Origin of the sequence: Rossellomorea aquimaris, assembly GCF_000935355.1 — a bacterium.
GTDB lineage: Bacteria > Bacillota > Bacilli > Bacillales > Bacillaceae_B > Rossellomorea > Rossellomorea aquimaris_B.
The window spans coordinates 671,770-684,089 of record NZ_JXZC01000001.1 but is presented as its reverse complement, the minus strand read 5'-3'; the positions used below and the strand labels follow the sequence as shown (position 1 = coordinate 684,089).

Sequence of the window (12,320 nt, the reverse complement as noted above, 5' to 3'; positions counted from 1 at the left end):
AAACTATGAAAAGCATTCGTCCTATATTAATTCCTCGTCAGCTAATATTATTGCTCATTCTTTCAACCGGTTTACTAAATCATGTCATGCTTATCCCAAGTATTATTAAGGCAGCCGGGAGAGACGGCTGGATAAGCATCATTTTGTCCTATCCAATTTTATTTATAGTGACCTTATTAATTTATTACATAGTTAAGAATTCCCCGCCGGAAGGTTTCTATCATTTACTTAATAAAAAGTGGAACAAATGGCTTGTTTTCTTATTTTCACTGCCAATGTGTTTATTTTTGTTATCAAGTGCATATATAACCTTTGTTGACTTAATAATATGGTTAAGTGCATATTTCTTAGCAGATGTTCCATCATTATTAGTGGTCGGAAGCATCTTCATCATTTGCTTCTTAATCAGTTGGTCAGGTATCAAACATATGGCCATCGCGAGTGGGATATTATTACCATTGGTTATGTTATTTGGTTTTTTTATTGCTTTTACAAACACCAATATGAAAGATCCCAGTTTATTATTGCCAATTTTCAGCCACGGATATGAACCAGTCTTAAAAGGAATGATTTATGTATTATCAGGTTTACTTGAATTGTATTTGATTGTATTGATCCAACCTTATAGTGAAGGGAAGATTAAATTTCATCATTTAATCGTTCTTGGGTTAATTTTTATGGGATTGATGTTCGGACCGTTAACCGCTTCCATCATGGAATTTGGGCATGTAGAATCAGCGAATATGAGATATCCAGCCTATGAACAATGGAGGATATTAGCCATTGGGGAATTCATTACCCATTTAGATTTCTTTGCTCTCTATCAGTGGTTATGTGGTGCACTTATCAGAATCAGTTTATTCATGTTTCTGCTGGCCGTATTCTTCACGAAAAAGAAGGATCGTTACCGGATTTCACTAAAAGTAATGGTACCAATATTTCTACTACTGGCCGTATTCATTTTTATAGATGTTGATACGTATTTTTTTTATAAGTTCTTATACATCTATTTTTTTCCTGCAACCGTTGTCCTTTTCATCGTTCAAATTATTACGTCAGCAGTGATACTCCGATTTATTAAGTAAAGGATGTTCAGAATGAAGAAGTCTTCGAAAGAAAAGCGTGTAGTAGAAGAAAAAGAGGACACTTTGAAAGAGTTAAAGCAATTATTCTCAAAGAGTCATGATTTACTTATTCGAGAACATTTTTTTTATGAAAAAGCAATTACTCTGGTATATTTCGAAAGTTTGGTGGATCGGCATTATTTAGATCAATTCATTCTCCCCAGATTAGAAGAAGCGCCTGGCAAATTCTTTTCGAAGAAAATAGAGGGGAACTTCCAGGTTGTTGTCGAAACAGGGAAGGCATTGGATGACCTTTCTGCTGCTTTATTTAATGGATCTATCCTGTTCTTTGTTGAAGAAGAGATTATGTCCATTCATGCTGGGAATTTACCTAAGAGGCAACCAGAAGAGTCATCCCTTGAAACCTCGATCCGCGGCCCTAAGGACGGATTTGTTGAAGATTTGAATACGAATATTTCCTTAATCAGGAGAAGACTTTACACCCCGTCACTTTCAGTTGAAAAATTCAAGGTAGGAACCCGGAGTCATACTGATATTGCCGTCTTATACTTAAGTGACATAATCGATGGGCACATCCTTGATGAGCTATATAGTCGGTTAGAAAAAGTGGATATCGATGTATTGACCAGCAACCATCAGCTGGAATCGATGCTGGATGACAATCCTTACTCCATTTTCACAACTTTTGATTACACCGGTCGACCGGATTTTATTGTTGATTCATTGATTCAGGGAAGATTTGCTCTCATTGTCGATGGATATCCCACGGTTTCCCTTGCACCTATTAATTTGCTTTTACAGACAAAGTCTCCTGAAGATCCAAACATTAACTACGTATACGTTTCATTAGAAAGGATCATCAGAGTCATCGGGATTTTGATCTCAGCCTTTTTACCAGGATTATGGGTGGCATTTTCAGCGTACAATATTGAACAAATCCCCTATCTCCTAGTTGCGACAATTTCTATGTCAAGGTTTGGCTTGCCTCTGTCCGCACCTGTAGAAATGTTTATTGTCCTTTTTTTATTTGAATTCTTTAATGAGGCGGGAGTCAGGCTTCCGAGGGCAATTGGTCAGACGGTTTCTGTGCTCGGGGGACTGATTGTAGGAGATGCCGCTATCCGAGCCGGGTTAACTTCCCCGACCATGCTTGTCATTGGTGCCATTACTTATATATCATCATTTACACTGGTCAATCAATCGTTGAAATATGGAACGACGATATTACGGTTTTTGGTATTGCTCATTAGCACCTTTTTTGGATTATTCGGTGTTGTTATGAGTTTTATTCTGACGGTTCTCTATTTATCAACAAAATCTTCCTTTGGTACTCCATTACTTGGTTCAGTAGCTCCCATTAGTTGGAATGAATCCATTCGGTCATTTTTCCGGCTGCCTATTCAATTCTATAAGAAGCGCACCCCTACAACGAGCCCTAATGATGATACAAGGAAGGGATAGTTCACAATGTTCAACAACATACGTAAGCTCTTCTTAGTTGCTACAGCCCTATTATTAACAGGATGTACCGGGTCAAAAAACATTCAGGACCTTACCTACATCGTCTCGATCGGATTGGACTATAATGAAGAAGACGAGTTATATACAGCATATCTTCAAGGATTGAATTTTGCCAATGTAGCCAAGCAGGAGGGGACTAAGCCGACAGAGCCCGTTCCGACTTATGTCGGTTCTGCTTCCGGTAAAACCCTGAATATGGCTGTAAGAAACCTATATAAAGCAACAAGGCCGTCATTGTTTTTTGGACATACAAAAACGCTCGTCATCTCAAAAAATGTCATAAAGTATAAATACAAAGAAGTACTGGAAGATGTGGGCAGAAATCGATCATTAAGACCCAATCTGCTACTGTATACAACTGACGAGAGCATGGAGGAAATCTTTAAGTTGAATGGTTTATTTCAATATCCTCCCGTTTATACAGTCCTTTTGACAGAAGAAACCGCAGAGGCATTACAAGATGATATTGGTGCAACAAGTTTAATGAATTTTCTGAGGGAATATTATGAACCAATGGGTACAGCGTTCATCCCCAATATCAGTATTGATAAAAAATCCTGGCAAACTGATCAACCATACCCTGTACTTTATCTGAACGGATATAGTCTGTTTCATCAATCACAATTCAAAGGAGACCTTCCTTCTCAACCCTCCATCATCGTTGATTGGTTGCTTACCAAAAAAAATCAAATAGATTATCCTTTATTTATCAATGATGAATTGGTATCTACATTTAAATTATTGACGAAGGAGCCTAAAATAAAATATAAGAAAGAAAAAGGTGATTTTTCCACCTTTTCACTTGAAGTCAGCGTGAAAGCAGAGCTGATTGAAAAATTACGGGACGCCTCATATATAGAAGTGAAAAGTGCGTTGGAAAAGTCTTTAGAAAATGAAATTAGAAAAGTGTATAACATTGGGCTGGACAAACAAGTGGATTTACTGAATGTAGGTGAAAAGTGGTATAGATACCATCCACAGAAGTTTAGGAAGCTGGAAGAACAGCCTTCGTTTTATTTAACAGACAATTCATTAGACGATGTGAAAGTAAAGGTGGATATTACACATTTCAACGCCTACCGTTACGAACACGAAAGCATGGAATAGGATCAGGGCGGAAAAACACCAAAATAAATTGGTGTTTTTCCCATTTTCTCTTTCATTTTCCACCTCATTTGAATACCATGGAAATAGTATGAAATTGAATGGAGGCATCACTGATGAAAATAAGTATCTACATATTATTATTGTTAGTTTCAGCCGTAGTGGCGATTGGCTGGAGCTGGAAGAGGCTGTTGGATTTCAATACCTATAAAAAACCATTCTTAGAAGGAGTCGCACTTCAATTTCTATTTCTCCTCTTTGCATCGGTATGGTGGCTCATAACAGAGGATACTTCAGATGGGGTCATAGGTGTTTTCTATTACTTTCTTGCTTTCCTGACGATCATGGTCGTTCATGGGTTTATGCTGCACTATTTATTTTCCAAGAAAAAAATGGAGGAACGGAAAGAATGAGTGTGATGGGGGTTTAACCAGTTAATTAGTAAATGGATTCCACTATTGGAATGATGCAAAGCTTTCACAAAATAGACAATGAATCTTTCGGGTACTGATTGTTTTTTTATTCCCTTTTTACTAACATAGAATGGGAGAGATAGATAAAGTCGGAGGAGATAAAGATGTCAAAAACCAAAACATTCATTGTGGTGATGACCATCATCGGGATTCTCCTTGCAGGTTGCAGTAATAGTAACTTTCAAGCAGAAACAGATTATGAAGTGAAAGAATTTTCTTATACGAATCAAAATAATCAAGAAGTCGGTTTGACCGATCTGAAAGGACAAGTCTGGATCGCAGATTTCATATTCACTAATTGTGAAACAGTTTGTCCACCTATGACCTTTAATTTAACGAAGCTTCAAGAAAAGCTGAAAGAAGAAGGAGTAGAGGATTACAAAATCGTCTCCTTCAGCGTAGATCCTGAAAATGATACTCCGGAAGCTTTGAAAGAGTATATTTCAAACTTCGAGGCAGATACAAGTAAATGGGAACTACTCACAGGTTATGAATTTGAAGAGGTTAAGGACCTTGCTGAACACTCTTTCCGCTCGATTGTAGCCGATGACCCTAATTCCGATCAGATGATTCATGGTACCAGCTTTTACCTTGTGAATCAAAAAGGTATAGTCGTAAAAACGTATAGTGGCAATAGTGATGTCCCTTATGATGAAATTGTCCAAGATATGAAAACATTGATTAAAGAGGGAGCCAAATAGATTTTATAGGAAGGAGAATCACAGAATATCAGGTGATTCTCCTTTTTTACTTTTGAATTTACATTCCAACATCAGGGTTTAAAGGATTATAATGATAAAAGGGAAGCTTCTATGTCGGGGAATGTTGTCCAGCAAGGTTTGGGCCTAAATGGAAGGATGAAGCAGGATTATGATAAAGTGGAGGGATCGCAACTAAATTAAAGGGTAGCAGGTGAAGGAACATTCGAAACTCAAAAAGTATGATGATGATTGATATAGCCATAACCTTATTTATATTGATATGGGTATTGAAATCCTTTTCAGATGGAGATGTATGGAAGGGAGTCTTGTTCGCCATTTGTTTTGCCATAATGGCCGGCGTCCTATTTTTCCGGTTCAAAAAGAAATGATAGAGAGCAGGTGAGAGGATGGGGAAACAATACTATACGATTGGAATGGCCGGACATATTGATCACGGAAAAACCACTCTCACAAAGGCCCTAACTTCTGTCGATACGGATCGATTAAAGGAGGAAAAGGAGCGCAACATCTCGATTGAACCCGGGTTTGCCCCCTTCTATCATGAAGAAGATATGGAGATTTCTGTAGTGGATGTTCCCGGTCATGAGCGGTTTATTCGCCAGATGATAGCGGGTGTTGCCGGGATCGATCTCGTGGTACTAGTGGTAGCGGCAGACGAAGGAGTCATGCCGCAAACGAAAGAACACCTTGATATCCTGTCGTTACTGGGAATTACTCACGGCATAGTCGTGTTGACGAAAATTTCCAAAGTTGATGAAGAACTAAGGGATATGGCTCTTGAAGAAGTGATGGATGAGTTGAAGGGAACCGTATTCGAAAGGGCCCCTGTCTTATTGGCAGATAGTCTTTCAGGAGAAGGTGTCGAAGAGTTAAAACAGAAAATCATTACCACATTAAAAGGCCTGGTTTCAAGAAGTGTCAGGGGCGATTTTAGATTACCGATTGATCAAGTTTTTACTGTAAAAGGTCAAGGGACAGTGGTTAGAGGGACTGTATTTGAAGGAACCTTGGACACCGGAGAGGAAATGATCATATTCCCCCAAGGGATACTTACGAAAGCGAAACAAATACAAGCTCATCGTAGGAAAGAAAGTCATGCTTTTGCCGGTCAACGGGCAGCGATAAACCTTTCCGGGGTGGATTACAAAGAATTGAAAAGAGGAAATGTACTCGTCACATCCCCACATTTTACCGTGACCAACACGATTGATGTGTGTCTTGAAATATTACATGCAGTAAAGCATCCTATAAAACAAAGAATGCCGGTTATGGTCTATTCAGGAACTTCCGAAGTGATGGGGAAGCTTGTATTTTTTGATCGAAATAAAGTGGAGTCGGAAACCGAGCCTATTTTATGTCAGATCCGGCTTGATGAATCGATAGTTGCTAAAAGAGGTGATCGTTTTATACTAAGAAGACCCTCTCCAATGGAAACCATCGGAGGAGGCTGGATTATTCAGCCAAATGGAGGTAGATACAAGTTTGGGCAGGAAACGATAACCTTTCTTCAATCTGAACGGCATGGTTCGCCTCAGGAAAGAGTTCTAAGGCTTCTGGAACAATACAAATGTGTGGATGAAGACTTCATCTTACGAGAAGCCTCTTTAACACACAGGGAACTGCATGATATGCTACAGGGTGATGATCAGTGGATTGTACTTTCACAATCCAAAGTTTCACATTTAAAAATAGTGAAAGAATGCGTGGAATTGATTGAACAGATTCTCCGAGGGTTCCATGAGGAGTTTCCTTTATTAAAAGGGGTTAACAGTGGTGAGTTGAAGCAATCTTTAAAGGAGTATACAGGAGATTTAGTGGATTATGCGATTGAGCAGAAACATTGGAAACGAAATAGTGGCTTTCTTTGTTTAGATGGGTTCATCCCTCACTTACCTCCTCAATGGGAGAAACGATGCAGTCAGCTCATTGTCTTATTAGAGGCTGATGGAACACAAGTAAAAGACATAGATGAGTATTTTCAACAAGTAGGTATTCCTCAAAAATGGCAGTCTGATTTTTATCACTTTTTCATCCAGGAAAAGAAAATCGTGCCATTGGATGATAAAAAAGCCTATTCCTATCAAGTTTTTATGAAAGCCGTTGGAGACTTAAATGAAAATACCGGCGAAACATTTGATATAGCAGAAGCCAAAGAGATTCTGGGATTATCCAGAAAATACATGATCCCGTTTTTAGAAAAGCTGGATAAAGATGGTCTGACTTTGAGGATCCAGGGGCTTCGTAAGTGGATTAGAACAAGTGCAAAAGGATGAGGGGGGTAGCTTTAGCTATTCGTGGAGAAGGAGAGACGGGTTTACATGTAGAAAAATTAAGGTATAAAGGGTTAGGTGAATATGTTGACCCGATCGATTTTTATATGTAGCCAGCCAATAATGACCTTTCCTGACAATTGAAATTATTCTACTTGGAATGGTATCGAAAAAAGGCTGTAGAAGTGACATTTCCCACCTTGTCATAATGCTTCTCTTTCAAACATATATCATCGTAAATAAACTAAATCAGTGTTTGTAGCTTAAAGGAAAGTAGGAAACGGAATCATGAAAGAATTATGGAGCGCATTTGGTTGGGTTCTTCCAATAATAATAGTTGTGACGATCTCCCTTATCTTTGCGGTCTCCTTTTGGAAAAAAAGAAATGGGAAGGGTAGATGGATGAACCTACTGCCTGTACTATTTACGTGCATAACGATTGGAGGCATATGTTTAATCACTCTGACTCCATTGACAGGTGGAAATGTGTCAGAGGGATCGGTGAATTTCGACCCGTTTTCTAATCTTAAGTTGAATTTAATTTACCGAAATCATTTAGATGTACCCATCAGAAACCTTCTGGCCAATATATTATTGTTTATTCCATTAACCTTTTTTATAGCTTGGTGGATGAGACATTCGAAACAACTTATACTGATGGTCACGTTTATTGGGGCACTATTTTCCTTCGGTATAGAATGTGCCCAATATTATTTACCATTAGGAAGAGCGACGGATATTGATGATTGGATTATGAATACGCTAGGTTCATTTATAGGTGGCCTCCTGTTTGTGAGCGCACGTTTTATCTATAATATGTTGAAAATCAATAAGAAAATAAACTGAGAGTATTAACGATTTCGTTAATGCTCTTTTTTTGTCAAAAATCAACGCACAATTGCTTAAGCAGCCTGATAATTCTGTAGATAACCTTTGGAACCATATAAACTTTCAAAGGAGATGCATAGTCTCTTCCCTTAAACAAAAGCTAATACTACATAAAAAGGAGGTGAGTTCCCTTGCTGAAAAAAGGATTTAAATTGATCCTGATAACGGCTGCATGCATCGTGATTTTATTCCTCATCATGCACTGGGATGTAAAACAAGGTGTGAAAAACTATGCGAGAACTCACCCAATGACGGAAACACTTCCTCATAAAGCTGCAATCAACGTCTACAATACAGGGAATGACTTATATAAAAAAATGTTTGCGGATATTAAAACAGCAGATGAGTCTGTTTGGATTCATTTTTTCATTATCAGGGACGATCAGATTTCCAACGAGTTTTTTGATTTGTTGATTGAAAAGGCCAAGGCAGGTGTAGATGTTCGTCTATCTGTCGACTACCTGGGTTCAGATATTAAAAAGGAAAGTATAAAGAGGATGGAAGAAGGAGGGGTGAAGTTTGTAAAAAGCAGGCCTCTATCCCTAAAGAACATCTTCTATTCCCTTCATCATCGGAATCATCGCAGGCTCGTTTCCATTGATCAAAGAATTGCCTATATTGGAGGATTCAATATGGGGGATGAATATTTAGGCAAAGACCCGAAGCTAGGTTACTGGAGGGACTATCACTTACGGTTGGAGGGTGAGGCAGGGATTGAGGTTGCACAGCAGTTTAAAAGGGACTGGGTCGAGGATGGAGCTGAGAGTATGGAGAGCGTGCCTCCTACTCTTACTTTAAGTGAAAATGAAAAGAACAGCGTACATTTCTTGTTTTCGACAGGCGACAGTATCGTAGATAAGACAGTAAATTGGATTAACAGTTCGGAAGAGAGCATCACAATTACAACGCCATACTTTTTACCAAATGGGAAACTAATATCAGCTTTAAAGAAAGCAGTGAAGCGCGGGGTGAAAGTGAAGATTCTCGTCCCGGACAATACCGATGCATGGTTTACGAAGCCGCCAAGTTACAGAATAGAGAAAACTTTGTTAGAGAGCGGAGTGGATCTCTATTTATACGAAAAAGGATTTTTCCACGGGAAAGTGCTGATCATCGATCATAAATGGGCTGATATAGGTACAGCCAATTGGGATCCCCGAAGCTTCTACTTAAATGATGAGAGCAACTGCATCATTCGCGATGCCAAAGTTGCAGGAGAATTAGAATCACTCATCCAGAATGACATTAATGATAGTAAGAAGCTGACCATGAAGGCCTTTAATGAACTTCCTGCCTGGGAAAAAGCGCTTCGTAAAACGCCTGATTGGATATATTATTATTTCTGAGAATAAATATTTTTATTGAATAAGAAAATATGGTAAAGTGATTTCATATCTTAATAAGAATACACCTTACCGAAGAAAGGGATTGTCCATGAGCGAGCTCTTGTTTGTATCTTTGTTTATTCTTTCGTTATTGGCTTTTAAGTTTTTTAACGTGTTAAAGAAGAAGCATGTATCAAAGTCTCACAAGTCTGTAGCAGTCAGTATCGTGATCTTTTCTGTTATCGGCATGATGTTGACGGTCCTCTTTTATCTTCCAAATGCATCTTAAAGAAAGCAACGTCCATATCCTTATTTAAGGATTAAACACACGAGAGAAGCGTTCTTGTGTGTTTTTTTGTTAATAAAAGAATTGGTGGTCAACAATGGACAGTTAAACTCAGGATAAAGTTGTAACGTTGTTCATCTTCTTCCTAATAAACGTGCCACTTTCTTTCGGCTGTGAATTTGATATGATAAGAGAAGACTTTTTGGATGTAAGGAAGATAGTGACTTAAGCATAAATAGTCGAACATAAATGTACGAAAGGCAATAAAGGAGAATATAGATGAAAGCTGCAATGATTTTTGACATGGATGGAACGTTATTTCAAACGAATCGTATTCTTGAAGCTTCACTTCATGATACCTTTCAACTACTAAGGGATGAAGGAATGTGGAAAGGGGATACACCTCTTGAAGTATATAGAGAAATTATGGGTGTACCTCTTTCTGTTGTGTGGAAAACACTTTTACCACATCATCCCATACATATACATGGTAAAGTGAATGAAGTGTTTCAAGAAAAGTTGATTGAAAATATCCAGAAAGGAAAGGGAGCTCTCTATCCACATTCGGAGGAAATATTAACTTATTTAACAGGGAGAGGGTTTCCGGTCTTTGTGGCAAGCAACGGATATCCTCATTATTTAAAGGCGATCGTGGAGTACTTTCGTTTGAACCAATGGATTTTAGACTGCTACAGCATTCAGGAAATACAATCAGATGACAAAGGGGAATTGATTCGAAAAATCAAAGAGGATCACAATCTTACACATGGGATTGTAATTGGAGATAGATTGTCTGACTTCAAAGGGGCAGAGTTAAATCACTTTCTTTCGATAGGTTGTGCCTTTGATTTTTCTCAGGAAAAAGAATTACGTGAAGCGGATATTGTGGTTGAAGATCTCTTGGAGGTTAAAAAGTATCTAGAAGAAATGAAATGAAAGAGGGATTAGAGTGGAGAATGAACAATTAGCCGTCTTTGATGAACACGGTAATAGGCTTGGAGTAGCCAGTCGTTCTGAGGTGCATCTAAAGGGATATTGGCATGAAACTTTTCATTGCTGGCTTGCGCATTATGATAAGAGTAGTAGGGAGGCCTATATTTATTTCCAACTGAGAAGTGATAAGAAAAAGGATTTTCCCGGCTTACTTGATATTACCGCAGCTGGACATATTTTATCGGAGGAGAAGGTTGAGGATGGTATAAGGGAAGTTCATGAAGAGCTTGGGCTTCTTATTACGATAGATAAACTGCAATCATTGGGAATTGTAAAAGGAGAGTTAATTCAAGGGGATATGTTCGACCGGGAACTAACTCACGTATTCTTGTATTCCAAGCCGGTTGCATATGACGAATTTCAACTTCAGTCAGAAGAATTGTCCGGTATTTACCGTTCGACTCTTGAAGATTTTAAAGCACTAGTTGAACAAACCAAAGCGGACATCGACGTGGAAGGATTTCTTGTAAATGAGAAAGGAAAAAAGGACTTCGTTAAGCGAAGGGTGAGTTACCATCACTTTGTTCCACATGAAAGGTCCTATCTTCTTGACATTATTTCGCGCATATCGGCTCATCTTTAGAAATTAATCCGTACTTCCCATAGTCAGTATGGATAATAAAGGCTATTATAGTAATCTAGTACAAGCATATTGTGATAAGAGAGTAGGAGGACACACTTGAACGGCACAGCACATATGGCAATAGGAGCAGCAACAGGATTTATAGTGGCCAACTCATTTGGGTCTGGTCCGGATACAACCGCAGCCCTCGTTGCAATAGGCGGGGTATCCGGACTCATGCCTGATATGGATATTGACGGAAAGCTTAGTAACAGGGTTACTCTTTCATCGAAAATGATCAGGTCAGTGGCACAAATCATTGGTTTTTTAATGATGGTATACAGCTATCTTGAAGGTATAGGGAAAGAACGGTGGCTTGGGATTGGTTATGGAGCCGGAATGATGATTATCTCAAGTTTCATCACACAGAGAAGGATGCTGATGATCACCGGGGGCGGCGTAACGGCATGCGGTTGGCAACTGAATGAAACGTGGTTACTTTTATTGGGGATATATATTATCATCGCTTCATTTGTTCCACATCGGAGTTACACCCACTCTGTCCTTGGAATCATCTATTATGGAGTGATTGCCCATTATCTGGAGTCTTCCTTAATGATGGATGGAGTATTCGAAGCTTGTGTAATCGGATATGCCAGTCACCTGATCGCAGATATGAAATTTCTCCCTTTTAATAAAAGAGGCATAAAGCTTTTTCTTCCCCTCTCCTCGAAAGAAATATAATCCTATGCAAACACCTATTGACCATTATTTTCCGATGCATTAAAATAATGGAAACAAGTAAATACTTGAAACGGCAATGATAAAGAAGAGTAGGCGAACGAAACACTTCAGAGAGCTGATGGTTGGTGCAAATCAGTGTGGGAAGGTCGTTGAATGGGCTTTTGAGCTACCAGGCTGAAAACAGTAGGTTATGGCGGATGGTCTCACCGGTAAAAGAGACAGTGTATTGAAGTCTGAACTTCTGTACATGAAAAGCGCGTTTACGGTAGGTAAGCGAATGAAGGTGGCACCACGGGTTTCTCGTCCTTTTTTAAGGATGAGAAGCCCTTTTTGTGTTCTTTCATGAT

The 12,320-nt window shown here is 38.8% G+C and carries 12 protein-coding genes and 1 other annotated feature; all 12 genes read left to right on the top strand.

The features are described 5' to 3' along the window. Positions 1 to 5 precede the first annotated feature (5 nt). The gene (locus TV75_RS03515) at positions 6 to 1,085 is read left to right on the top strand and encodes an endospore germination permease (protein WP_044337272.1); all 1,080 of its coding nucleotides are present in this window, start codon (positions 6 to 8) and stop codon (positions 1,083 to 1,085) included. Between the two features lie 12 nt (positions 1,086 to 1,097). Continuing rightward, the gene (locus TV75_RS03510; RefSeq protein WP_044337271.1) at positions 1,098 to 2,546 is read left to right on the top strand and encodes a spore germination protein; all 1,449 of its coding nucleotides are present in this window, start codon (positions 1,098 to 1,100) and stop codon (positions 2,544 to 2,546) included. A 6-nt stretch (positions 2,547 to 2,552) separates the two neighbouring features. Further along, the gene (locus TV75_RS03505; protein ID WP_044337270.1) at positions 2,553 to 3,713 is read left to right on the top strand and encodes a Ger(x)C family spore germination protein; all 1,161 of its coding nucleotides are present in this window, start codon (positions 2,553 to 2,555) and stop codon (positions 3,711 to 3,713) included. Between the two features lie 113 nt (positions 3,714 to 3,826). After that, positions 3,827 to 4,123: a hypothetical protein gene (locus TV75_RS03500; RefSeq protein ID WP_044337269.1), complete on the top strand. Its 297-nt coding sequence runs from the start codon at positions 3,827 to 3,829 to the stop codon at positions 4,121 to 4,123. A 164-nt stretch (positions 4,124 to 4,287) separates the two neighbouring features. Next, entirely contained in the window at positions 4,288 to 4,884 is a 597-nt protein-coding gene (locus TV75_RS03495; protein WP_044337268.1) for an SCO family protein, read from the top strand. 407 nt (positions 4,885 to 5,291) lie between these two features. Then, a complete protein-coding gene (gene selB / locus TV75_RS03485; RefSeq protein ID WP_044337266.1) occupies positions 5,292 to 7,178 on the top strand; it encodes a selenocysteine-specific translation elongation factor in 1,887 nt (628 codons plus the stop codon). 285 nt (positions 7,179 to 7,463) lie between these two features. Further along, on the top strand, positions 7,464 to 8,021 hold the full coding sequence (locus TV75_RS03480) for a VanZ family protein (protein ID WP_044337265.1): 558 nt from the start codon (positions 7,464 to 7,466) through the stop codon (positions 8,019 to 8,021). A gap of 173 nt (positions 8,022 to 8,194) precedes the next feature. Beyond that, complete coding sequence (gene cls, locus TV75_RS03475; RefSeq protein WP_052504413.1) at positions 8,195 to 9,409, top strand: cardiolipin synthase; 1,215 nt, start codon at positions 8,195 to 8,197, stop codon at positions 9,407 to 9,409. A gap of 88 nt (positions 9,410 to 9,497) precedes the next feature. Beyond that, on the top strand, positions 9,498 to 9,677 hold the full coding sequence (locus tag TV75_RS03470; RefSeq protein WP_044337264.1) for a hypothetical protein: 180 nt from the start codon (positions 9,498 to 9,500) through the stop codon (positions 9,675 to 9,677). A gap of 276 nt (positions 9,678 to 9,953) precedes the next feature. After that, positions 9,954 to 10,610 carry an HAD hydrolase-like protein gene (locus tag TV75_RS03465; protein WP_044337263.1) on the top strand — a complete coding sequence of 219 codons (657 nt, stop codon included), beginning with the start codon at positions 9,954 to 9,956 and terminating at the stop codon, positions 10,608 to 10,610. 13 nt (positions 10,611 to 10,623) lie between these two features. Next, a complete protein-coding gene (locus TV75_RS03460) occupies positions 10,624 to 11,250 on the top strand; it encodes an NUDIX hydrolase (RefSeq protein WP_044337262.1) in 627 nt (208 codons plus the stop codon). Positions 11,251 to 11,346: 96 nt separating this feature from the next. After that, positions 11,347 to 11,973: a metal-dependent hydrolase gene (locus TV75_RS03455; protein WP_044337261.1), complete on the top strand. Its 627-nt coding sequence runs from the start codon at positions 11,347 to 11,349 to the stop codon at positions 11,971 to 11,973. A gap of 67 nt (positions 11,974 to 12,040) precedes the next feature. Beyond that, positions 12,041 to 12,284 (top strand) — a binding site (T-box leader). The last annotated feature ends 36 nt before the right edge of the window (positions 12,285 to 12,320 follow it).